Origin of the sequence: Allobosea sp., from assembly GCF_035944895.1 — a bacterium.
GTDB lineage: Bacteria > Pseudomonadota > Alphaproteobacteria > Rhizobiales > Beijerinckiaceae > Allobosea.
On record NZ_DASZAT010000008.1, the window covers coordinates 584,948 to 607,719 of the forward strand.

19 protein-coding genes are annotated in these 22,772 nt (G+C 65.6%); 13 read left to right on the top strand and 6 right to left on the bottom strand.

The window, feature by feature from the left end; all coding sequences use genetic code 11:
* The first annotated feature begins 47 nt into the window (after positions 1-47).
* The 13 genes from VGV58_RS14380 to VGV58_RS14440 all read left to right on the top strand — a co-directional run bounded on the left by VGV58_RS14380 (position 48) and on the right by VGV58_RS14440 (position 14,333).
* Positions 48-842 (top strand): IclR family transcriptional regulator, encoded by a 795-nt coding sequence (locus tag VGV58_RS14380; protein ID WP_326874691.1) that lies wholly within the window; start codon positions 48-50, stop codon positions 840-842.
* A gap of 4 nt (positions 843-846) precedes the next feature.
* Positions 847-2,910: a hydantoinase/oxoprolinase family protein gene (locus VGV58_RS14385; RefSeq protein ID WP_326874692.1), complete on the top strand. Its 2,064-nt coding sequence runs from the start codon at positions 847-849 to the stop codon at positions 2,908-2,910.
* Between the two features lie 23 nt (positions 2,911-2,933).
* A complete protein-coding gene (locus tag VGV58_RS14390; protein WP_326874693.1) occupies positions 2,934-4,481 on the top strand; it encodes a hydantoinase B/oxoprolinase family protein in 1,548 nt (515 codons plus the stop codon).
* Positions 4,482-4,577: 96 nt separating this feature from the next.
* On the top strand, positions 4,578-5,717 hold the full coding sequence (locus tag VGV58_RS14395) for an ABC transporter substrate-binding protein (protein WP_326874694.1): 1,140 nt from the start codon (positions 4,578-4,580) through the stop codon (positions 5,715-5,717).
* On the top strand, positions 5,714-6,460 hold the full coding sequence (locus VGV58_RS14400) for an ABC transporter ATP-binding protein (RefSeq protein WP_326874695.1): 747 nt from the start codon (positions 5,714-5,716) through the stop codon (positions 6,458-6,460). The genes VGV58_RS14395 and VGV58_RS14400 overlap by 4 nt, the downstream gene beginning before the upstream one ends.
* The gene (locus tag VGV58_RS14405) at positions 6,429-7,394 is read left to right on the top strand and encodes a branched-chain amino acid ABC transporter permease (RefSeq protein ID WP_326874696.1); all 966 of its coding nucleotides are present in this window, start codon (positions 6,429-6,431) and stop codon (positions 7,392-7,394) included. The genes VGV58_RS14400 and VGV58_RS14405 overlap by 32 nt, the downstream gene beginning before the upstream one ends.
* Complete coding sequence (locus VGV58_RS14410) at positions 7,391-8,194, top strand: ABC transporter ATP-binding protein (protein ID WP_326874697.1); 804 nt, start codon at positions 7,391-7,393, stop codon at positions 8,192-8,194. The genes VGV58_RS14405 and VGV58_RS14410 overlap by 4 nt, the downstream gene beginning before the upstream one ends.
* Positions 8,187-9,065: a branched-chain amino acid ABC transporter permease gene (locus tag VGV58_RS14415; protein ID WP_326874698.1), complete on the top strand. Its 879-nt coding sequence runs from the start codon at positions 8,187-8,189 to the stop codon at positions 9,063-9,065. The genes VGV58_RS14410 and VGV58_RS14415 overlap by 8 nt, the downstream gene beginning before the upstream one ends.
* A 43-nt stretch (positions 9,066-9,108) precedes the next feature.
* Positions 9,109-9,441, top strand: a complete 333-nt coding sequence (locus VGV58_RS14420) for a cupin domain-containing protein (protein ID WP_156412267.1) — start codon at positions 9,109-9,111, stop codon at positions 9,439-9,441.
* Positions 9,442-10,009: 568 nt separating this feature from the next.
* Positions 10,010-10,375, top strand: a complete 366-nt coding sequence (locus VGV58_RS14425; RefSeq protein WP_326874699.1) for a DUF1127 domain-containing protein — start codon at positions 10,010-10,012, stop codon at positions 10,373-10,375.
* An 89-nt stretch (positions 10,376-10,464) separates the two neighbouring features.
* Positions 10,465-11,304: a class I SAM-dependent methyltransferase gene (locus VGV58_RS14430; protein WP_326874700.1), complete on the top strand. Its 840-nt coding sequence runs from the start codon at positions 10,465-10,467 to the stop codon at positions 11,302-11,304.
* 247 nt (positions 11,305-11,551) lie between these two features.
* Complete coding sequence (locus VGV58_RS14435; protein ID WP_414643984.1) at positions 11,552-12,562, top strand: ABC transporter substrate-binding protein; 1,011 nt, start codon at positions 11,552-11,554, stop codon at positions 12,560-12,562.
* Positions 12,563-12,596: 34 nt separating this feature from the next.
* Positions 12,597-14,333 (top strand): cache domain-containing protein, encoded by a 1,737-nt coding sequence (locus tag VGV58_RS14440; RefSeq protein WP_326874701.1) that lies wholly within the window; start codon positions 12,597-12,599, stop codon positions 14,331-14,333.
* Positions 14,334-14,365: 32 nt separating this feature from the next.
* Here the strand turns inward: VGV58_RS14440 and VGV58_RS14445 are convergent, their stop codons facing one another.
* The 6 genes from VGV58_RS14445 to VGV58_RS14470 all read right to left on the bottom strand — a co-directional run bounded on the left by VGV58_RS14445 (position 14,366) and on the right by VGV58_RS14470 (position 22,767).
* Positions 14,366-15,049 (bottom strand): Crp/Fnr family transcriptional regulator, encoded by a 684-nt coding sequence (locus tag VGV58_RS14445; RefSeq protein WP_326874702.1) that lies wholly within the window; start codon positions 15,047-15,049, stop codon positions 14,366-14,368.
* Between the two features lie 585 nt (positions 15,050-15,634).
* Positions 15,635-16,117, bottom strand: coding sequence for an Hcp family type VI secretion system effector (locus VGV58_RS14450; protein ID WP_326874703.1), 483 nt, complete (start codon positions 16,115-16,117; stop codon positions 15,635-15,637).
* 180 nt (positions 16,118-16,297) lie between these two features.
* Positions 16,298-17,317 (bottom strand): OmpA family protein, encoded by a 1,020-nt coding sequence (locus VGV58_RS14455; protein ID WP_326874704.1) that lies wholly within the window; start codon positions 17,315-17,317, stop codon positions 16,298-16,300.
* A 184-nt stretch (positions 17,318-17,501) separates the two neighbouring features.
* A complete protein-coding gene (locus VGV58_RS14460) occupies positions 17,502-17,924 on the bottom strand; it encodes a GFA family protein (RefSeq protein WP_326874705.1) in 423 nt (140 codons plus the stop codon).
* Between the two features lie 376 nt (positions 17,925-18,300).
* A complete protein-coding gene (locus tag VGV58_RS14465; RefSeq protein WP_326874706.1) occupies positions 18,301-20,919 on the bottom strand; it encodes an ATP-binding protein in 2,619 nt (872 codons plus the stop codon).
* A gap of 711 nt (positions 20,920-21,630) precedes the next feature.
* Complete coding sequence (locus tag VGV58_RS14470; protein ID WP_326874707.1) at positions 21,631-22,767, bottom strand: FAD-dependent monooxygenase; 1,137 nt, start codon at positions 22,765-22,767, stop codon at positions 21,631-21,633.
* Positions 22,768-22,772: the final 5 nt, after the last annotated feature.

The following is a 22,772-nucleotide window of genomic DNA, read 5'->3' on the forward strand; positions in this document are numbered from 1 at the left end:
TAATAAAATGACATTTCATTAAATGAAACAAGCAACAGGAAACGCCTTTGTCGACAGCGTCGCCAAAAGTCACGGGAAAGCCTGCGCCTGCGGGTACGAGCACGCTCGATCTCGCGCTGCATGCGGTCGACTATCTGGTGCAGCAGAGCCGTCCCGCTTCGCTCGGCCAGATCGCTGAGGCGCTCTCTGCATCGAAGGCAACGATCTACCGCCACCTGGTGACGCTGCAGCGCCACGGCTTCGTCCGGCAGGAGAGCGAGACCGGCCGTTACGCGGCCGGGGTCAAGCTGATGGTGCTGGGTGAGGCCCTGCGGCAGCGCTTCGACATCGTCAGCGCCGCGCGCGAAGAGCTGATGAGCCTGCGTGACCGCAGTGGCCAGGCTGCCACGCTCTGCGATGTGATCGACGAGGAGTTGATCGTCCTCGAGCTGATCCAGGGCCGCACGATGATCGAATTCGCGATGCGGCCGGGCACTCGCCTCGCCTTTCACGCAAGCGCGCATGGAAAGATCTGGCTTGCATTCGGCTCGCCGGAGCGTCGTCACGCCATTGCCGGCGGCAAGCTGGAGGCATGGACGCCGCACACGATCGTCTCCGGCGAGGCGCTCCTGGCGGACATCGCGCTCGTCCGCGAGCGCGGCTGGGCGACGGCGCCCGACGAGGTGATCACCGGCGTCAACACGCTGGCGGCCCCCGTCTTCGACCACCGCAAGGTACTCGTCGGCTCGATCGCCATCGTCGGCGCGACGCAGTTCATTCCGCCCGTTCCCGATCCCGAGCAGATCCGTGAGGTCGTCAGCAGCGCCGCCCGCATCTCTCGTGGCTTGACCTGGAAAGACTGAGAGCATGACCTATTCATTGGCCGTCGACATCGGCGGCACCTTCACCGACATCGTCCTGCGGGATTCCCGCGGCAGCCTCAGCGTCGACAAGACCCTGACCACGCATCACGACCTGCTGGAAGGCTTCTTCCGCGGCGTCGATTCAGTGCTCGGCAAGGCCGGCATCGCCGCGGACGCGGTCGACGGCGTCGTGGTCCATGCCACGACGGTGGTGACCAACGCACTGATCGAGCGCAAGGGCCTGCCGACGGCGCTCGTCGTCACCGAAGGCTTCAGCGACGTGCTCTCGATCCGCAACGAGCACCGCTACGACATGTACGACCCGCAGATCGAGTTCCCCGAGCCGCTGGTCACGCGCGAGCTGACCTTCGGCCTGAAGGAACGTGTCCTCGCCGACGGCACGGTGGCGCTGGCTCCAAGCCCGCAGGACATCGCGAAGCTTGCGGCCGAGATCCGCGCCAGCGGCGCTCGCGCCGTCGCGATCTGCTTCCTCAACAGCTTCGCCAACCCTGACAACGAGGCGCTGGTCGCAGCCGCCCTGTCGCGCGAGCTCAACGACGTCTTCATCTGCACCTCCTCGGAGGTCGCGCCGCAGATCCGCGAATACCAGCGTGCCTCGACGGCGACCGTGAACGCCTATGCGATGCCGATCTCGCAGCCCTATCTCAAGCGGCTCAGCGACCGGCTGCGCGGCGAGGGCTTCGCCAACACCCCGCTGATCATGCTGTCCTCCGGCGGCGTGGTCGGAGCCGAGACGGCGGGCAAGAACCCGGTGCGGATGATCGAGAGTGGCCCGGCCGCCGGCGCGCTCGCGGCCTGCCACTATGCCGAGCTGCTCGGCATCGACCGGCTGATGTCCTTCGACATGGGCGGTACCACCGCCAAGGCCTGCCTGATCGAGAACAGCACGCCGCTGATCACCGGCCTGTTCGAGGTCGACCGTCGCTATCGCTTCCGCGAGGGCAGCGGCCTGCCGGTCACCGTGCCCTCGATCGACCTGATCGAGATCGGAGCCGGCGGCGGCAGCATCGCCCATGTCGACGATCTCGGCCTGCTCAAGGTCGGCCCCGAAAGCGCCGGCTCCAATCCGGGGCCGGCCTGCTATGGCCGCGGCGGCCAGAACGCCACCGTCACCGACGCCGATCTCGTGCTCGGGCTGATCGATGCCGAGAACTTCCTCGGCGGCGACATGTCGCTCGACAAGGCCGCCTGCGACGGCGCCATGGGCCGACTCGGGCAGGCGCTCGGCCTCAGCCCGGTGCAGGCTGCGCGCGGCATCTACCGCGTCGTCACCGAGGCGATGGCCTCGGCGGCGCGAACCCATGCCACCGATCGCGGCGTCGATTATCGCGGCCTGCCGCTCTTCGCCTTCGGCGGCGCCGGGCCGCTGCATGCCTGCGGTGTCGCCGAGTTGCTGCAGAGCACCAGCGTGATCGTGCCGCCGCAATCGAGCGTCCTCTCCGCCTTCGGCACGCTCGTCACCCCCGTGCGGCTCGATCTCGTGCGCAGCGACCTGACGCGGATCGACCAGCTCGACTGGGCCCGCGTCGATCGCGTCCTCGGCGACCTCGAGAAGGAAGGGCTGACGGCGCTGGGCGAATCCGGCTGCGCACCCGCCGACGTCACGATCCTGGTCGGCGCCGACATGCGCTATGTCGGCCAGCAGCATGAGGTCACGATCATCTTCGAAGCCGATCCGCGGCTCGGCCGCGACACCGGCGCGCTGACCGCGCAGTTCGAGGAGGCCTATCGCACGCTCTACGGTGTCAACCCCTCGCATGTCCCGATCGAGCTGGTCACCTGGCGTGTCGTGGCGCGCGGTCCTCTGCCCCAGTCCGCCGGCCGGACCGTGCCCGCGATCGCCGCCGGAGCACCCAAGCGCCACCGGTCGGTCCATGCCTGGGAGGATGGCCAGTCCGTTCCCGTCTACGAGCGTGCGGCGCTCGCCACCGGCCAGACCATCGCCGGACCCGCCATCATCGAGGAGCGCGAGACCACGACCGCGCTGCCGCCCGGCTGGAGCGCGACGATCGACGCGCTCGGCTGCATCGTCGCCACGAAAGGTTGAACCCGATGGCAAGGTCACATCCAATGGATGGCGTCGAACTCGAAATCCTCTGGTCGAACCTGATCGGCATCGTCACCGAGCGGGCCAAGGCCCTGCAGCGCATCGCCTTCAGCCCGATCGTGCGCGAGGCCGGCGATCTCGCCTGCGCGCTGTTCGACCAGCGCGGCCGCATGGTGGTGCAGGCCAATACCGGCACGCCCGGCCATATCAACTCGCTCGCTTTCGCGGGGGCGCATCTGGTGCGGCTGTTCAAGGACCGCTGCGAGCCCGGCGACGTGCTGATCACCAACGATCCCTGGCTCTCGGCCGGCCACTTCTTCGACATCACCATCCTGACGCCGATCTTCGATGGGGAGAAGCTGCTCGCCTATATCGGCTCGACCATCCATCACACCGATATCGGCGGCTACGGCATCGGTGCCGGCGCCCGCGACGTGCATGAAGAAGGCCTCTGGATCCCGCCGCTCAAGCTTTACGAGCGTGGCAAGCCCAGCCAGATGCTGCACGACATCATCCGCCACAATGTTCGCACTCCGGATGCCGTCTTCGGCGATCTCTCGGCGCAGGTCTCCTCCGGCGAGGCGGCGGCCGAGCATCTGGTCACCCTGTGCGAGCGCTATGGCATCGACGACATCGAGACCCTGTCGGACGAGATCATCAGCCGCTCCGAGGATGCGACGCGCAACGCCATCCGCAAGCTGAAGCCGGGCACCTATCATGGCGAGGCGGCCTTCGACGTGCCAGGCGGCGAGGTCATCACGCTGAAGACAGCCGTCACGGTCGATACCGAGAGCGGTTCGATCATCGTCGACTTCGACGGCTCCTCGCCGCAGACGACGACCGGCATCAACGTCGTCCTCAACTACACCCATGCCTATTCGACCTTCGCGATCCGCTCCTGCCTCAATCCGGAGCTGCCGAACAACACCGGCTCGCTGGCGCCGATCGAAATCCGGGCGCCGCTCGGTTCGATCGTCAACTGCGCCTATCCGGCTCCGGTGAACGCGCGCCATGTCGTCGGCATGTACGTGCCGATGCCGATCCTCAAGGCGCTGCACCAGGTGATGCCGGAGCGCGTGCTGGCGGAAGGGTCAGGCGCGGTCTGGACCATCCAGATCCAGGGCCGGCGCGCCAATGGCGAGGCCTTCACCTCGTCGATGTTCAACTATTCCGGTGGCATGGGCGCCCGCGCCGGCAAGCCCGGCCCCAGCGCCACCTGCTACCCGACCGGCGTCGCGGCCGTGCCGATCGAGATCCTGGAAGCGGCCATGCCGATCGTCTTCGACCGCAAGGAATTGCGGCCGGGTTCCGGTGGCAAGGGCCGGATGCCGGGCGGCGACGGCCAGATCATCCAATTCCACATGCTGACCGAGCATTCCTGGCTGCTGAATGCCGTGCCGAGCCGGCTCGACCGCGGGCCTGATGGCATCGATGGCGGCCTTGCGGGCGCACCCGGCCGCTTCCTCGTCAACGGCAAGTCCGTCAGCGAGGCCAGGAAGCTGACCATGCAGGCCGGCGACGTGGTGCTGCTGGAGACGCCGGGCGGCGGTGGCTACGGTAAGCCGACCTGACGGCGGCTGCCACCAGATCGAGAGAAAGCCAAGAAGAAGGCGGGGCCTCGCATCGGGGCCACCAGCCGGGATCAAGCAAAACGGGGAGGACGGATCATGAAGCAGACCTTTTTGGCGGGAGGCCTTGCCGCAAGCCTCGCACTGGCCGGCGCGCTGCCCGCCAGTGCCCAGGAACCCTACAAGATCGGCGTCTCCGCCGGCCTGACCGGCTATGCCGCGACCGTCGACCGCGCCTGGCGCGACGGCGTCGAGCTTGCCGCTGCCGCGCTCAACGCCAAGGGCGGCGTGATGGGTCGCAAGATCCAGGTGGTGGTCGAGGACAACCGCTCGGAGCCGCAGGAGGCGGTGACCGTCTACCGGAAGATGCTGAGTTCGGACAAGGTCGACGTCTTCGTCAGCGGCTGCGTCTCGGCCGGCAATTTCGCGGCGGCAGGCCTGCTGCTGCGCGCCAAGGTGCCGATGATGCTGTGCTCGATCCTGCCGACGCAGGCGGACCATCTGGTCTGGGCCTTCAGCACGTTGCCGCCGGCCGGCTTCGAGGTCGACAAGCGCCTGGAATATCTCAAGGAGAAGACGCAAATCCGCAAGATCGCGGTGCTGCACGACCCGACACCCTATGCCAACCTCCAGAAGAGCGTGGCGGAGCGCAACGCCGCCAAGTTCGGCCTCGAGGTCGTCTCGGTCGACCAGTACAAGCAGGACGATGCCGATCTCAGCGTGCAGATCAGCAAGGCGCGCTCTGCCGGTGCCGGCGCGATCCTGAAGATCGGGCTCGGCGGGACGACGCTGACCGCCGCCAAGAACATCAAGCAGCTCGGCGCCGACATGCTGCTGCTGACGAGCCTCGAGGATCTCGCCGTGTTCGGCCCGGTCGCCGAGGTGCTCGGCGACAAGTTCTTCTTCGTCGCCTCGCCCTCGCAGGTCTATGAGGCCCTGCCTGAAGGTGCGCTCAAGGCCGGCATCAAGGGCTTCCTCGATCCCTGGCGCGAGAAGTTTAAGGATCGCGACCCGAACTGGGCCTCGCGCGGCTGGGATGGAGTCATGCTGACGGCCGCGGCGATCGAGAAGGCGAAGTCCTTCGAGGGCGAGAAGGTCCGTGCCGCCTATGAGGAGCTGAGCGGCTTCCAGGGCACGACCGGCATCTACAATTTCCGGCCGGACCTTCATCAGGGCATTACCGAGAATCCGTTCGTGCTCGCCACGATCGCAGGCGGCAAGGTCAAGGTGGTGCAATGAGCCTCGCCGCCGCGGCCAAGACCCAGGCGGGCACTGCCCCACCGATCCTGACCGCGACCGCCCTCTCGGCGCGCTATGGCCACATCCATGCGCTGCATGGGGTCGACCTGCGCATCGGCGAAGGCGAGCTCGTCGCCGTGCTCGGCCCCAACGGGGCCGGCAAGTCGACGCTGCTGCGCGCGATCATGGGGCTGTCAGTCAATGGCGGCGAGGTCCGCTTCCGCGGCGAAATACTGCCGCGGAACGATGCGGTCGCCGTCGCGGCGCGCGGCATCGTGCTGGTGCCGGAAGGGCGCGGCCTGTTCGCGCCGATGAGCGTCGCCGACAATCTCGAACTCGGCGCCTATCGCCTGCGCGACAAGGCCGAGTTCGCCCGCCGCCGCGAGCGCGTCCTGACGCTGTTCCCGCGCCTGAAGGAACGGCTCAGCCAGGCCGCTGGCTCGATGTCCGGCGGCGAGCAGCAGATGCTCGCGCTCGGCCGCGCGCTGATGGCCGGGCCGAAGCTCCTCTTGCTGGACGAGCCCTCGCTCGGCCTTGCGCCGCGCGTCACCGGGGAGATCCTGGAGACGCTCGGCCTCCTCAACCGCGAAGGCCTGTCGATCGTGCTGGTCGAGCAGAAGGCGCCGCTGGCGCTCGCGCTCGCCAACCGCGTCTACCTGCTGTCGCTCGGGCGCATCGTCGCCGAACTCGATCCTGATGACATCACCTCCCATGACGACCTCGCCCAGCATTACTTCGCCTGAACGACGCCCGTTCGGGCTGGTCGGCCTGCTGCCCTGGCTCTTCGCCGCGGTCGTGGTCGGCTACGCCATGGTCGTCGGCGGCTACGCGGCGACCGTCGTCTCCTTCGCGCTGATCTATGCGGTCTTCGTCACCGGCCTGAACCTGTTCATGGGCTTTGCCGCCCAGGTCTCCTTCGGCCAGAACGCCTTCGCCGCGATCGGCGGCTATCTCTCGGCCGTGCTGACCGCCAGCCATGGCTGGGCCCCTGTGCCCGCCATGCTGCTGGGAATCGTCGCCGCCGTGCTGGTCGCCGCGATCGTCGGCTTTCCGACGCTCAGGCTGAAGGGCCACTACCTCGCCATGGGTACGCTCGCCATCGGCCTGATCACTTACGAGATCACGGTCGAATGGCAGTCGGTGACGCAGGGCTATATGGGCATCTCCGGCATCCCGCCTTTCGGTATCGGCCCCTATGAGGTCACCTCCGATCGCGGTCAGCTCATCCTGCTCTCGCTGGTGGTCGCGGCCTGCGCTTTCGCCGCTGCCCGCATCCGCCGCTCACGCTTCGGGCGCGCGCTCTCGGCGGTCGCGGGCAGCGAGGAAGCGGCGACGGCGCTCGGCATCGAGGTCGCCCGCTACAAGCTCCTCGCCTTCCTGCTTTCGGCGGGGTTCGCCGCGCTCGCAGGCTCGCTCTTCGTCCATGTCGTCGGCTTCGTCAGCCCCGAGGTCTTCGGGCTGCACATGGTCATCGTCACCTTCACCATGCTCTATGTCGGCGGGATCGGGACGGTGGCCGGCCCGCTGGTCGGCGCGCTGATCGTCAGTCTGCTGCCCGAGACCTTCCGCGCCTTCAAGGACTATCAGGACCTGGCCTATGGCGCGGTGCTGATCGTGCTGCTGATCTATGCGCCACGCGGGCTCGCCAGCCTGTTTTCCCCGCGAGGCCGCTCATGACCCGGCTCAGACTGGAAGGGGTGACGCGCCGTTTCGGCGGGCTCGTCGCAGTCGACGACGTCTCCTTCGAGGTGCCGGCCGATGGCGTCACCGCGGTGATCGGGCCTAATGGCGCCGGCAAGACCACGCTGTTCAGTCTGATCTCCGGCTTCCTGGCGCCGAGCGCCGGACGGATCACCTTCGAGGGCAGGGACATCACCGGCCGCCCGCCGGCCGAGATCGCCGCTGGCGGGCTCGTCAGGACCTTCCAGCTCGTCAAGCTGTTCGAGGATCTGAGCGTGCTCGACAACGTCAAGGTCGGCTGCCACCTGCAGGGCAAGGCCGGGCTGTTCTCGGCGCTGCTGCGGCCGGCATCCGCGCGTCGCGAGGAAGCGGCAGTCGAGGCGCGCTCGCGCGAGCTCCTCGCTTTTGCCGGACTGGCGGCGATGGCGGACGAGCCGGCCTCGGCCCTGCCCTATGGTCGCCAGCGCATGCTGGAGCTGGCACGCGCCATGGCCGCCGGCCCGCGGCTGATCCTGCTCGACGAGCCGGCTGCCGGCCTCAACACCGAGGAGTCGGCGGCGTTGTCGCGGATCATCCGCCGCATCGCCGAGGACGGCACCAGCGTGCTGCTGATCGAACACGACATGACGCTGGTGATGAACACCGCCGACCGCGTCGTCGTGGTCGATTTCGGCCGCAAGATCGCGCAGGGCACCCCGGCCGAGGTCCGCGCCGACCCGGCCGTGATCGCGGCCTATCTCGGCACCGGCAAACCGTCCGCGGACAAGCCGGCCATGCAGGAGCCTTCCCATGGCTGACTGGTCCTACATCCCTCAGGTCCTGGTCAGCGGGCTCGGCATCGGCTGCGTCTACGGGCTGATCGGCATTGGCTTTTGCGTCATCTACAACGCCAGCGGCATCGTGAATTTCGCCCAGGGCGCGTTCGTGATGCTGGGCGGCATGATCACCCATGTGCTGTTCGCGCGGAACGGCGTGCCGCTGCCTTTGGCGGCGCTGGTCGCCATCGCGGCGGTGGCAACACTCGGCGTCGCGATCGAGCGCGTCGTCGTCAGGCCGCTGTGGAACCGCAAGGCGACGATGTTCGTGATGATCCTGGCGACGCTCGCCGCCCAGATCGTGGTCGAGCGGCTGACCCTGATCGCCGTCGGCGACCAGCCCAAGACCCTGCCCGTCTTCACCGACCGGCCGCCGCTGATGATCGGCCCGGTCGCGATTGGCTACCAGCTGATCTGGATCATCGGCGGCTCGCTCGCGATCGTCGCCGCGCTCGCCGCCTTCTTCGGGCTGACCCGGACCGGCAAGGCGATGCGCGCCTGCTCGATCAACCGCGAGGCGGCGGCGCTGCAGGGCATCCCGGTCTCGCGCATGCTGGCCCTGGCCTTCGCGCTGAGTGCCGCGCTGGGCGCGATCGCCGGCATCCTGATCACGCCGACGCAGTACACGGCCTTCAATGTCGGCGTTCCCTTCGCGATCAGCGGCTTCATCGCCGCGATCGTCGGCGGCTTCGGGCGACCCTTCGGCGCCTTCCTCGGCGGCCTGCTGCTCGGCCTGCTGCAGGCGCTCGCCATCGTCGGCTTCGGCGCCGGGCTGAAGAACGTCGCGGCGCTGTCGGTGCTGCTGCTGTTCCTGTTCATCCGGCCGTCGGGGATCCTCGGCGCCGCCAAATGACAATCTGCAAATGACAATCTGAGTGACAATCGGAGCCGCCGTCATGGACATTCACAAGATCGACTGGAGCCAGATTCCGTGGACGCCGGTTCGTCCCGGCGTCGACCGCAAGGCATTCTCCGGCTCGGCCGCGACGCTGGCGCTGCACCGGCTGATGCCCGGGCACGAGCCCAAGCCACACAGCCACCCCCATGAGCAGATCGCCTATATCGTCAGCGGCACGATCCGCTTCTTCATCGGCGGCGAGGAGCACCTGATCGGCCCCGGAGGCCTCGTCGTGATCCCCTCCAATGTCGAGCATTGGGGCGAGGTCGTCGGCGACGAGCCGGTGATCAATCTCGACGTCTTCACCCCGCGCCGACCCGAATACGCCTGAGCGCAGCACCGACGCGTCAGCGGCGCGGCACCGGGCTCGATCCTGTCACGCAGCCCCGCCCAATGGAGCCGCCCGCAAACGGACGTTCCCAATGCCCGGAGAAGGCCAAACGCCGACGTTGGCATGCTGCCCGGAAGCGGACACCGGAACGCTGCTGACGGGAGTTAGCTCCAAGCTCCAAACTGCTTGGTGCTCGCAGAGGCCAGCGCGGCCGCCTAGCCCCCGGCCGTAGCCGCCCGGGCAAGTCGTAGCAGAGCCAGAGCGGCCACACCGGACAGCGCGACCAATCCCGCCGCACTGACCGAAAGTCCGGCACGCTCCATCATCACGGCGAATGCCAGCGGCGCTGCGTCACGAATGGCGAGCCCCGGCGCGGACAATCTGCCAAGCATAGCGCCATAGCCGGCCGGGCCGAAGAACTGAAACGGTACCGTGCCGCGGACGATCGAGCTCAGCCCATGCAGTGAATCGATTGTGTGCGGCACCTCACGGACGAGATGCCCCCCGAACCGCCACAACGCTGCAACACCGCCCGAGGAGGCGGCGGACAAAGCAATGGAGCGGTACAATGCATGCGCTGAGAAGCGACTTTCTTCATGACATCAATGACCTGGCCGACATGCTGCGGCCTCGCACCAAGTCGTTGCTCGATCGGCTGGTCGGGCGCATGGCGGTCGGGCAGATCTTCGGCGATCAGTTCCTCTATGAGGTCCACGGCCCTTTTGTCCCGCCGCATCAAAAGCCTACCCGGCGCCCGCTGACAACCAGGCTGATCGAGGCGCTGTCGGGACGGCTGCGCAGGATCGCCCTTGGGGTGCAGCTACGCCACGCGGCAAACGCATTGTCGGGGCTCGACGACAGGATGCTGAAGGATATCGGCATCAGCCGCTCGGAGATCGAGTTCAGCGTTCGGCACATAGATCCGCGGCGGTGACACGCTGTGCGGCGCGAGGCCCGCCGGAGCGCCATGCCTCATCCGTTCATCCGAGCCTGCCAAGCAAAACTCACCGGGAGACGCATCCAATGTCCACCATACTTCAAGCCGCCCCGCAGAGGATCGACCACGAGGCGATCAAGCTCCGCCAGCATGGCGCCTGGTCGTCCGGCGACTACGCCATCGTCGGAACGACCCTGCAGATCGTCGGCGAACGTCTGTGCGAGGTGCTCGACTTGCGCAGCGGCCAGGCTGTGCTCGATGTCGCCGCCGGGAACGGCAATGCCAGTCTCGCCGCGGCTCGCCGCTGGTGCGACGTCACCAGCACGGACTATGTCGCGGCCTTGCTCGATCGTGGCCGCGAGCGTGCTGCGGCCGAGCGGCTCGACATTTCCTTCCGCGAAGCCGATGCCGAAGCCTTGCCATTCGCGAATGGCCATTTCGACGCGGTCATGTCGACCTTCGGGGTGATGTTCACGCCCGACCAGGAGCGCGCGGCAGCAGAGCTTCTGCGCGTCTGCAGACATGGCGGCAAGATCGGCCTGGCCAACTGGACGCCGGACGGCTTCATCGGCCAGCTCTTCAAAACGATCGGGAAACATGTCCCGCCGGCTCCTGGACTGCGTTCGCCCGCGCTCTGGGGCACAGAGGAGCGCCTGGCCGAGCTGTTCGCGGCGCCCGGCGTGTCGATCCGGACGGCGCGGCGCGACTTCGTCTTTCGCTATCGCTCGCCGGAGCACTGGCTCCAGGTCTTCAGCAGCTACTATGGACCGGTGCTCAAGGTCTTCGCGGCGCTGGACCAGCCTGCCAAGGCGGCGTTGGCGCTGGATCTGACGGCGCTTGTCGAACAGTTCAACCGATCGGGGGATGCAACCGTGGTGGTGCCGAGCAGCTATCTCGAGGTCGTCGTCACGCGAGGGCTGAGATGAGTTCGGCCGCCTCGGTCCGCGCCTGCGCCCGGGCGGCTGCTCCAACCACACGCTAACGCGTCTTTCGCATCGACTAGGCCAGGCCGCTAGAACCGAGGATCCACGACCTTCGTGGCTCCTCGGATCGCCCCCCTGCGGACTGGTGCAACGACACGGCTCATCCGGCATGATATAAGGGCATCTGTGCGGGTTCGGCGCTGTCCGATCTGCACAGATCTCGGTCGGAAGGGGAACGGCCGTGCGTTCTATGCCATGCGCCTTGCGCCAGGTTGTTCCAGCGACGCGGCGCGAGACCATCGCGCTGCTCGGCGCGATGGCGGCATCCACGATCTCGACCCAGGCACAGCAGAAAACCACGCCGGTCATCGGCTATCTCGGCTCGGAATCGCCCGAGCCTTATGCCAGCCGCCTCGCCGCCTTTGCCGAGGGGCTGGCCGAAGCCGGGTATGTCGACGGCGGCAATGTCGCGATCGATTTTCGCTGGGCTGAAGGCCAATATAGCCGACTGCCGGCACTCGCGGTGGATCTTGCCAACCGCCAGGTCAGCGTCATGGTCGCGCCGGGCGGTGCGGAGGTCGCGCTCGCCGCACGGTCGGCGACCAAGACGATCCCGATCGTCTTCGAGCTGGGGGGCGATCCTGTCGCGCTGGGGCTGGTCGCCAGCCTGTCCCGGCCGGGCGGCAATCTCACCGGCGTAAGCAGCCTCAGCGTGGAAGTCTCGCTGAAACGGCTGGAGTTCATGAGCGAGCTGTTTCCGGCTGCCAAGACCTTTGCCGTCGCCGTCAATCCGGCGAGCCCGACCTCGGCTTCGCAATCGCGAAACCTGCAGGCCGCTGCGAGCAGTCTCGGATTGGGACTGCGCCTCCTCAATGCCAGCAGCGAGCCGGAACTGGAGGCTCTGTTCGCGGCCGTTCCCCAGATGCAGCTGCCTGGGCTGGTCTTCACCTCCGATCCCTATTTCGCCTACCGAAGCCGGCGCCTCGCCGAGCTTGCCATGCGTTACAAAGTCCCCGCCATTACCCAGGCGCGGGATTTCCCGAACGCCGGCGGCCTGATGAGCTATGGCGGCGACTTCAGGCAGTCACACCGCCATACCGGAATCTATGCCGGCCGGATCATCAAGGGTGAGAAGCCCTCCGATCTGCCGGTCCAACGCGTGACGAAGCTCGAGCTGTTCGTCAATCTGAAGGCGGCCGAGCAGCTTGGACTGACCATGCCGCCCTCAATTTTGAGCAGCGCGGACGTAGTGATCGAATAGACTTGGCCGGAAAGCCGGCGCATGAGCTGTCACGGTGACTCAATCGCTATCCGCTCCACGGAGCTCGCTCTTCGCGAAGTATTTCATCGCGCTGTTCGCGGCAGTCGTCGTACCGCTTCTCGTTGCCGGCGGTAGCGAAGCCTGGTTTGGCCATCGCGACCAGAAGGCCAGGCTGAACGACCTTCTCGACGCAGAAGCCCGATCCGCCGCTGCGAAAATTCAGGATTTCCTGGACGGGATTCGCGATCAACTGGCATGGACGGTCCAGCTGCCATGGTCCGACAGCGCTGACGAAAGACGCAGGCTCGACGCCTTTCGTCTGTTGCGTCAGGTTCCCGCCGTCGTCAGCCTAGCCCTTGTCGACGCCACCGGGCGAGAGCGCATATTTGTCTCGCGCTTGGGGCTCAACAAGGTCGAGGGCGGTGCAGACCACTCGGTCAGCCCTGCGCTCCAGAACGTCCGCCCGGGCGGTGTTTGGTACGGCCCTGTGACCTTTCATGGCGGCTCCGAGCCTTTCTTGACCATTGCCGTAGCCGGCACCCGTTCGGCCGTCGGCGTGGCAGTCGCCGAGGTCAATCTCAAGCTAATCTGGGACGTCATCTCGGCGATCCGGGTCGGCCGAACCGGAGCAGCATTCGTTCTCGACCAGCCGGGGCGCCTCATCGCTCATCCCGATATCAGCCTGGTTCTGCGCGCCGACCAGACCGCTATACAGCCGCTCCAGACTCTTCGAGCGAGCATTACGGCGCAAAGCGGCCAGGCGACATCAGGACGCGACATCGGCGGACATACGGTTCTCGCCGCAATGGCGCCGATTCCGGGTGTCGACTGGAGCGTCGTCGTCAAGCAGCCAGTCGCCGAGGCTTTCGAACCGATCTATGCCGCCCTGTGGCGTACCGGCGTCTTCCTCATTGTGGGTTCCGGCCTCGCGGCGGCGCTCGCCTACTGGCTCACCCAGCGCATGATCGAGCCGATCCGCATTCTGGAAGACGGCGTGGCGCGGATCGGCGCCGGGCAGTTCGACCATCGGATCGACATCGCCACAGGCGACGAATTCGAGCGGTTGGCGACACGCTTCAACGAGATGGCGGGCGATCTAGCGGTGTCGCAGGAGCGCTCGGAGCGGATCGGCCGGCTGAAGCGATTTCTCGCGCCGCAGGTGGCCGAACTGGTCGACCGGTCTGGCGACGACAGCGTGCTCGACGGCCGGCGCATCGAGGTGGTCGTCGTTTTCGGCGATCTGCGCGGTTTCACGGCCTTCTCGGCGCGTGCCGAACCTGAAATCGTCATGAGCTTCCTAAGTGAATACTACGATGCTCTGGACAGGGTGGTGATCGACCACGGGGCCACGCTGACGCATTTTTCCGGTGACGGGATGATGGTCCTGATCAATGCCCCGGTGTCCCGCGCGGACCCGGCCTTGTGCGCCGTCAATATGGCGCGGGACATGCAGAAGACCGTCCAGTCGCTTTTGCTCGATCGACGGAGCCTCGACCACCAACTTGGCTTCGGGATCGGGCTCGCGATGGGACCTGCGACGGTGGGGCGTATCGGCTCCGAAGGCCGGCTCGAATACACCGCGATTGGAACCGTCGTGAATCTCGCCTCGCGCCTATGCGCAAGCGCGGGTAATGCCGAAGTCCTGATCGATGTGGTCGCCGCGGAGGCCATCGATGGGCGAGCGCCTCTGGTTGAATTGAATGCGCACGTTCTGAAGGGGTTCGACCAACCCGTTCGGGTTTTCGCCGCTGACATAGGAGCAGCTGGATAAGCGCTCGAGCTGCCGCAGTGTTGACGCTGCTGCTAGGCGGCATCAACTTTTGCCAGACGCCGCAAATCGTCGATATCCTTGATCATCAGTCGTCCTCGTCCCAAGGAAATGACGCCGGCGCGCTTCCAGGACTGGAGGTGGCGGTTGACTGTTTCGCGCGTCACGCCGGTGAGCGATGCCAGCTCCTCCTGAGACGCACGGACATCCGTGCCATAGTCGGCGGCGAGCACCAGAATGCGTCGTGCAAGCCGAATTGAGGAGGACAGGAATCTCGTCTCCTCCATGCGGTCTATGACATCCCGCAGCCGGGCGCAGAGAAGGCCGATGACCTGCTGCGCGATAGAAGGCTCGCGAGCAAGCAGGCTCAAGAATTCACGCCGCGGCAGAAAAAACATGTCGGTATCATCCATCGCCACGGCGTCGGCGGTCCGGGATTGGCCGTCGAGCAGCGCGATTTCACCGAAGACATCGCCGCCGCCGAGGACGTTCATCGTCATCTGCTGGCCGAGATTATCTGTTGTCCCGATGCGGATCAGGCCGCGCCTGATGGCGTAGAGTCCGTCGCTCGGGTCGCCTTTCAGAAACAGTATCTCCCGCGAAGCGAGGTGTCGCGGCCTGCAGGCCGCCGCGATCTTCTCGAGGGCGTCCTGCTCGAAGCCCGCAAAGAACGGGTTCGCGGACAAGATATTCACGACGCGATGAAGGGCGTCGTTCATCGGTGGCCTCCAGAATTGGACCGCAACGGGGCCCTCCGCAGCCTCTGCGATCCGGCGCACAGAACGCCTGGTCGGAATTGTGCTGGAACCCAAGACAAGCGGCTGCCGAGGCTGTGTTGAGGTCATATACGGTCGATCCTGAGGAGAGTATCACACTGCCGAACGGCCCGAACCGTCATGCGTTCGCGCAACGATCAGGTCTTCGACCATTGCACGAGGTGCCCCCGCGACAGGCGGACGGGAATGCCCATTCCTGGCGAGAATCGCCAGTATCTCGCCCAGCCCGGAAATTGCGCCTGAGGCTTGCCCAGGCTCTCCGAAGCCGATGCTCTCGATACGGTGCAGCGCCCCTCGACGACACGACGCCGAATGACATCGTCTCGTCGCGCAGGGAGGTCCGCTGCTTGGGGCCGCTATCATCTCGGAAGTGCCGGCCTGTCCTGCCAGGATCGTTTCGGTCCGGCTGCTGACGTGGCGACGACGGGGCTGCGCAAACGCCCAATGACGATGGTCCTCAAAAAACGGGAGGATGAACGCCGGCGGCCCGGCCGAAGTCCGCTCGCGCAGCGCCGGCCGGGCGGCAGGTCACTCCTTGTTTGCCTTCAGGTCGTAGGTGCCGGTCACGGTCGAGCCGAGCGAGCCGTCCTGATTCTGCGGCTTGTACTCGTACTTGATCTTGGCGAAGTTCAGCGAGAACTGATCGGTCGGCACCGGGTTGCCACCGGTGCTGTCGCCCGATTGATAGCTCGACACGAGCAGATCCTCGAGGGTGATCGTGTAGAACTCCTGCTGGCCCTTGCCCTGCTTGCGGACGTGCAGCACGGCCTTCTTGATGTGCTCGCCGGTGGCGCATTTCAGCATCAGCGTGGGCGACGCCTTGCTGACATTGGCCGTGAATCGCAGATCCTGGAAACTGGCCTTGCCAGCGCCGCCGCCACCGCCCGAGGCGTGGCTTCCGGAGTTGCCGACGCCCCAGGAAAAGGACTCGATCTCGATCGTGTCCTTGTGCTTGGAATCCTGGCTCTCGCCCTTGATTCCATCGATCTCGAGCAGAAAGTCGCTGGACATTTTTTTCTCCGGTGTTTGATCGTCATGAGACGAGGTTCGGTGGTGGAAGCGTGCCGCTTGCCAGGTCGCATCGGCATGCGGCTCCTCAGCCCGCGCGGCGGGCGCGAGGCTGGCTGGTTCGATGGTTAGCTAGAGCACCGGGCAGCACGCGGAAGCGCCGCCACTAGGCACCGGCAAGCCTCAAGGCCCGCTTTGCACGGCCTTGATCGCCTCCGCGCGATCGAGCTTGATGTCGACTCGCCTCTCGGCCGGCACCGCGCCCTTCTGTTCGGCTTCGCGGTTGCCTTTGGCCTGCCGAACGAAGCGAATGGCCCGGCTCTCGAATTTTCGCCTGATCTCGATTTCCAGCGAGGTGACGCGATCGAGGCTGATCTTATCGTTGACCTTGGTGGAGCCGGTCGTGCTCGCATAGCCGGAGAGCGAGATCGGCACCTTGCCGCCTTTGATCGCGCCCGTCAGGCTGGGGGAGTCACGCTTCAGGCGGCTGATCCAATCGTCCAGCCGGGACAAGTGCGCGTCGCTGATGACCCGCTCGTTCTCCACGAATCGAACGGAGAACGACAGAAGATCCTCGGGGATCGTGACCGGCTTTTCCTTGCTTGGACGATTGACCGCGTAAAGGAAGATCTTGAGCGGCACATCCAGCGAATAGGACGACTTCGAGGCGCCGAGCCCGCTCACGCCGACGCCGTATAATCCGAAACTGAGCCCATCGCTCGAATCGCCCGCCTTCATCTTGATAAGGAGGGAAACGAACGCGGCATCGGCCTCGTGCGAATTCTGGTTCTGAGTCAGTTCGACGGCTACGGCGACGCCCGACGATCCACCATTCGAGCCCAGGTCAACTGTGCCCTGCGGATCGAACGTCAGTCCGTCGTCGCCATAGTGCACAAGCCATGACGTCGAAAATTTGTAGTGCCCGGTTCCGGGTGCATTGGGATAATTTTGCTGAACGCGAGGATTCTGCATAATTTGCACGGCCGCAGCGTTCGCGATATTATCTTCATACAAAGCGTAATCGATATTAATATTCAATTTTATCTCAGTTACTTTCTGCCATTTTATGTGCCAGTATTTTGCCAGGAAAATCGCACTGAATCCGGTAAAATCCAATTCATGGGTAACATCTCCGATAATAGATACTTTTGCGTCGATATTAATATTTCCTTTGTATTTATGTGGGTTGTAAATCTTCATCATCTTGCTTCCATGTTCAGGATGCGATTCTGCGACGCAAGGCATTCGCCCTCGCGTGTCCCATTCATGTCGTTCGAGCTGGGGGCGCCAGCGCCCCGCTTTCGTCCGCTCGGCCTGCGCAAGCCAGCTGAACCGCCGGCGCACCCGGACCCACCGCCGGCCCGGATGCCATCGACGATGTCGTGGACTACTCGGCGATTTCCTCGCCGGACCCGCCGAACGCCGCCGGAAAGTCCTTCAACTTGGGCAGTCCGTCCCGCATCGGCAGCACGGTCTCGGCGTAGTTGACGTGGACGCCGGGGGTAAAAGGCAGTGTCGGGATCGTCGCGGCGAAGACATCGACGAGCCCCAGGGGCGGATGGTTGGTCATCAGATGCCCGCCGCATTTCGAACAGTACTGGCGCTGGCTCAGCGCGGTCTTCTGGAAGGTCGCGACATGCTCGGCCCCGGATGTGACCCGCACCGCCTCGGGCTTCCACAGGGTAAACGCGTTCACCGGACCGCCCGACCACGAGCGGCAGGAGCTGCAGTGGCAATAGCCCATCGCCTCCGCTTCGCCGCTGACCTCAAGTTCGACTGCGCCGCAAAAGCATTTTCCAAAGTGCGTCATGGCGTCCCGTTTTCAGCTGATTGAACCCTGCTAACCTGATCAAGCTAGGCTCCGTGACAGGCGGGGGCATCGGGAAGGGCTCCCTATTTTGCGGCTTGGCCCTCCCTATTTTGTCGCCGCCACGACGAGTTCGATGCCGTGCCTCACCGGGCCTGGCCGTTGAGTGGCTGCTCCTCGCATCGCGATCTGGGCAGATGCGTTGGCCAACGGAAACCGCAATGCTCGTGAGATGCTGTGCACAGTCCGCGAGGCCGAGTACGACGGCCCGGCAAGAGCGTCTTCGATAGCCGCAATCGCTTCCCGCCTCGATCCCGCTGGACTGCCCAACGCGATCAAGCCATGTGGCGTGGCGGGCGGAGCAGCGGGAGTGCTTTTCCTATTTTGCGTTGCGCGCTCTGTTCTGCGGCAGCAATTTCTGTTCGCCGGCAATCCGGGCCGCCTCGGCGCGCGTCCCGACCCCGAGCTTTCCGAGCACCGAGGAAACATGGTGATCGACGGTCTTCGGAGAGATGTGGAGCTCCGCGCCGATCCTGCCATTGCTCAAGCCGTCGGCGAGGCAGCCGAGAATCTCCATCTCGCGCCTGGTCAATGCGAACGGATTCTGGCGCGTGGAAGCTCTCTGGCCGCGCGGAATCTTGAGCATCCCGTTGCCGCGCATCTGCTGTCGCAGGATCGCGGCTGCAGGCGCGGCACCGAGCCGGTCGAATATCTCGAGGGCGGCCAGCTGTGCCGGCACGTCGCCATCCATCAGAGCACGAGCTTCCTCATAGGGACAGCCCAGGCGTCGCCATGCCTCGGCCGCGCCCTGCCAATTCCCCTCGATCTGCATGAGGAAGGGCGGCGCGCTGTATTCCGGCGCGACGACAGGGTCGCCGGCCTTCCAGCGCCAGAACGCGAGCTCGCCGGCATACCAGTTGTGTCGGCACCGAGTGGCGAGATCGTAGACCGCGATTGCCTCTGCCCTCGCGGTCTCATGGTCGCCGGCAAGCCAGGCGATCTCGGCGCGTGCCGCGCGAACCGGCGCGAGGCGCTGCAGGGTGTTTGTCTGCAACGATAGCTCGAGCGCTTCGTCGAGAGCCGCGGTTGCGCCGGGATCGCCGCGCCTTGCGCACAAGCGGCCCAATGCGACCAAGGCCACGATCCGGCTTATGGCCGCGATGTTGCGGCATTCGACAACCGAGGTTGCGATGTCGCAGGCCTCATTCCAGCGCCCCTGATAGAGCCGCGTGATCGCGAGCCAGGCGCCCATGTAGTGACTGGCACGATCCAGGTCGCGATCGGCCGCGTAGGCGATGCCCTCGACGAGGTGTCGTTCAGCTTCGAAGAAATGATGCTGCTCGCCATAGCACGAGCCCAGATTGGTGTAGGCGTGGCCAATCAGGTCTTCGAGCCCGGCCTGGCGGGCAAAAGCGAGGCTTCTGTCCATGTACGGACGGCCTCTCTCGTCTCCGGATACAAGCATCGCCGACCCCACGGTATTCTCCGCCGCCGCGATGATGGCCTTATCGTCGAAGCGGGAAGCGAGCTCGATCGCCTTCTTCCCCCAGCGCATGGCGATCAGGCATTCTCGATTCAGCATCCGCAGATGGGCCTGGACCTGGTAGGCGGCTGCCAGCTCGCGCGTGGGAGGCATCACCTCCAGCACCTCGATCGCGCGCCGGCTCGCCTCTTCTGCAGCAACGTTCTGGCCGCTCCGGACGAGGGGCAAGGCGAGAGCCGCGAGACTCTCGCCCTCCTTCAGGCGATCGCCCGCCTGCCGCCAGCATTCGGCTGCCTTGCGATGCGCCTCGCTGGCCTCGATCAGCTCATCGACGATGGCGCATTCCCTGGCGTAGGCCTCCAGGAGCGCCGCTCGTTCGGCGGGCGCTTGAGCGCCGGCGAAGTCGAGGACGCGGAGATACTGCGCGGCCGCGGCGCGATGAGCACCGGCAGCTGCGGCAGCGCGGGCCGCAGCGGGCCCGAATTCCAGGACGGCCTTGGTGTCGCCGGCACCCTCGGCGAAATGGGCCAGCAGCGCCAGGTCGCCGCGCCCGCCCCCATAGGCTTTCAATCCTTCGAGCGCCAACCGGTTGAGCTCGCGACGGCGTCTCGGGTCGAGATGGGTCAGGATCGCGTCGCGGACCAATTCGTGCCGGAACGCGATGCCGGATCCTGCGGCTTCGATCATTCCGTGCCTGATGCAATCCGCCAGGCCTTCGGCAGCGCCACCAAGGACGTCTTCCAGCAGGCTGTACTCGATCCGGCTGCCAATCACGGCGGCGGCTTCCAGGACATTGCGGCCTGCCGCACTCAGCTTCGCGGCCCGCGCCAGGACGGCGTCACGCACCGTCGTCGGTATGCCGCGCCCGGCATTGGCCAGAACCTCCGTGATGAAGAAGGGATTGCCCGACGTCAGCCGGTGCAACGCGGCGGGATCGAGCGGCTGATCCACCGCCAGGATGCGCACTGCGTCGATCGTCAACCGCGTCAACTCGATGCGGATGGCCGCTTTTGACGATGCCAGTTCACCCAGAAGGATTTGCAGCGGATGCTGTGCGCCAATCTCGTCGTCGCGATAGGTGACGACGATGAGAATGCTGGTTTGCGCGAGGCGACGGGTGAGAAACCGGATGAGATCGAGCGTCGCCTCATCGGCCCAGTGAATGTCCTCGATGAAAAGGAGCGTAGGCTGCGCGGGATCGCTGATCTGACCGAGCACGTTGGAGAAAAGGGCGGCGCGCGGCGTATCGCTCTCCAGCTGCGCCAGCAGCCGCCCCCCCAACTGCGGAGCTATGTCGTAGAGCGGACCGAGCGGCGAAGGCGTAAAAAGCGCATCGCAATTGCCCTTCAGGACTCTCATCGCATGACCGCTCGTCGCGAGGAAGCGATCGACGAGCGACGTCTTCCCGATCCCTGCCTCGCCACTGATCAACGCAATTCGCCCCTGACCGGCGATCGCCTCGCGGCGCGCGGCTTCCAGCGCTTCCAGGTCTGCCTCTCGTTCGAGCAGCTCCAATGGCGATCCCGGTGGGTAGCGGTGGATGCGTTGAATGTTCAATTGGCACCCAGATCCAGGCTCAACGCCCGGCCTTCCATGGGTAGGCCGCTCCAGGCGACTGGTGATGCGGCTGCTTCGCTGAGAATCCGCCTTGTCCGAGAGAAGGCCATGGCTTCGCGGGCGACGCGCCTTGAGCGCCCGCCACGGCCGCAATCTGTTCGGGGGCCCTTGATCGCATGGGCCATCATGTGATCGGCATCACGCAGCTGTATGTGATCTACATCACACTTCTGCGGCATTCGCCGCTTTGGCGATCGGCAGCGCCAGGTTGAAGGAGTCGCTAATGCCGAAGCCGAGACGCGCCACGCCAGGAAAAGGTCGTGGCGAGCAATCATGCTTCACAGCTCCGATCTTGGATGACCGGCCGACCCCCGACGTGGCCGGCTTGAATAGCCGGCTTGGCCTACTCTGAGGCTGTTTCCGCGTCGCCGAACATGAGTTCCGGGCTGCAAAGCGGATAAGCGGAACGTTCGCCAAGGGCCAGAACCGACGCTGCCCAAAAGCGGCCGACCTGCCCGGATCGCGCCAAAAGCCGACCTTGAGATATAGCCCGGAAGCAGACCTCCCGATAGTCAGCCGCAGGGCCCAAGCTCGGCCGAACGCCGAAGGCATCTTTGCCGGCTCGGGAAGGATCCGGGCCGCCGACGTACCAAACGCTTGGCGGGATTCTCAAACGGGCTTTGCCAACACCTTCAATGCTTCCCCACGGATGCTTTGATAGTCCGGCGCGCCCGTTTGGTTGCTCTGTTCGAGCTGAGACAACTGAATCGACGTCTCGAAGATGAACTTCGCCCGCTCGTAGCGCCGCGTCATGAATTGGCGCAGGGCAGCGTCGACCGACAGGCCTGAACCCAGTTCTTCGGCGAGGACGATCGCATCCTCGACCGCCATGACACCGCCGCTGGCGAGGTGAGGCGTCATGGTGTGCGCCGCGTCACCGATGAGGACGGCCCGGCCGCGATACCAGTCACCGGCAACGAACAGCTTTTCGAGCGGCCTGTAGATGACGCTGTCGGCCTCGGCCAGTGTCTGTGCGATCGCGACGGCGTCGGGATCGGTGTACTCCGCCATGAAGTCGGAGACGAGTTCTGTCGTCCGCGAGGCGTCGATCCACTCGTTCTGCTCGAGGTTGAGCATTAGGAAGGCGTAGATCGTGTTGCCCGGGAGAGGAAACAGGCCGAGCTTGGTCCGGCTGCCCTTGAGGGTCTTGCCCTCCCTTAGGCCGATCTCGTTCGGCACCAGCCAGCGCCAGACGCCCTGGCCGGCGAAGACCGGCTTCAGCTCCTTGTCGAAGACTAGCTCGCGGACTCGGGAATAGGCGCCATCCGCCCCGACGACGATTTCGACATGGCGCGTCGTGCCGTCGGACAGCGTCGCGACGACATGGTCGTCGGCTTCCGCGATCTGCTCGACGGTGATGCCCTCACGCAGGACCGCTCCCGCAGCAAGTGCCTCCTTCAGCAGGACGCCCGACAACGCCGCGCGCGTCAGCGTCACATTCGACGGCAGGCCGTTACCCGATTTGGCGACATAGGCGAGGTCGGCGATCGGGCGGCCAGCCGCATCGCCGTAGAAGATCGAATTGCTCGAGGTGCCCTCGGCGACGATCTTCGCCGCCAGGCCGAAGCGATCGAGCAGCCGAAGACCGCTCGGCCCGATCCCAATCCCGGAGCCTGACGGGTACGGCTGGGTATCGACGATCTCGACCGCGATGCCGGTCGCACGAAGGGCGATGGCCAGCGTCAGCCCGCCGACGCCGCCGCCGACGATGAGCACATTGTCCACTGAAGTCGTCTTGCCTGCCATGGCTC

Coding starts and splice junctions, on each gene's coding strand:
- VGV58_RS14385 (WP_326874692.1), top strand. CDS start 847: ATGACCTATTCATTGGCCGTCGACATCGGCGGCACCTTCACCGACATC.
- VGV58_RS14390 (WP_326874693.1), top strand. CDS start 2,934: ATGGATGGCGTCGAACTCGAAATCCTCTGGTCGAACCTGATCGGCATC.
- VGV58_RS14395 (WP_326874694.1), top strand. CDS start 4,578: ATGAAGCAGACCTTTTTGGCGGGAGGCCTTGCCGCAAGCCTCGCACTG.
- VGV58_RS14400 (WP_326874695.1), top strand. CDS start 5,714: ATGAGCCTCGCCGCCGCGGCCAAGACCCAGGCGGGCACTGCCCCACCG.
- VGV58_RS14405 (WP_326874696.1), top strand. CDS start 6,429: ATGACGACCTCGCCCAGCATTACTTCGCCTGAACGACGCCCGTTCGGG.
- VGV58_RS14410 (WP_326874697.1), top strand. CDS start 7,391: ATGACCCGGCTCAGACTGGAAGGGGTGACGCGCCGTTTCGGCGGGCTC.
- VGV58_RS14415 (WP_326874698.1), top strand. CDS start 8,187: ATGGCTGACTGGTCCTACATCCCTCAGGTCCTGGTCAGCGGGCTCGGC.
- VGV58_RS14420 (WP_156412267.1), top strand. CDS start 9,109: ATGGACATTCACAAGATCGACTGGAGCCAGATTCCGTGGACGCCGGTT.
- VGV58_RS14425 (WP_326874699.1), top strand. CDS start 10,010: ATGCATGCGCTGAGAAGCGACTTTCTTCATGACATCAATGACCTGGCC.
- VGV58_RS14430 (WP_326874700.1), top strand. CDS start 10,465: ATGTCCACCATACTTCAAGCCGCCCCGCAGAGGATCGACCACGAGGCG.
- VGV58_RS14435 (WP_414643984.1), top strand. CDS start 11,552: ATGCCATGCGCCTTGCGCCAGGTTGTTCCAGCGACGCGGCGCGAGACC.
- VGV58_RS14445 (WP_326874702.1), bottom strand. CDS start 15,049: ATGAACGACGCCCTTCATCGCGTCGTGAATATCTTGTCCGCGAACCCG.
- VGV58_RS14450 (WP_326874703.1), bottom strand. CDS start 16,117: ATGTCCAGCGACTTTCTGCTCGAGATCGATGGAATCAAGGGCGAGAGC.
- VGV58_RS14455 (WP_326874704.1), bottom strand. CDS start 17,317: ATGATGAAGATTTACAACCCACATAAATACAAAGGAAATATTAATATC.
- VGV58_RS14460 (WP_326874705.1), bottom strand. CDS start 17,924: ATGACGCACTTTGGAAAATGCTTTTGCGGCGCAGTCGAACTTGAGGTC.
- VGV58_RS14470 (WP_326874707.1), bottom strand. CDS start 22,767: ATGGCAGGCAAGACGACTTCAGTGGACAATGTGCTCATCGTCGGCGGC.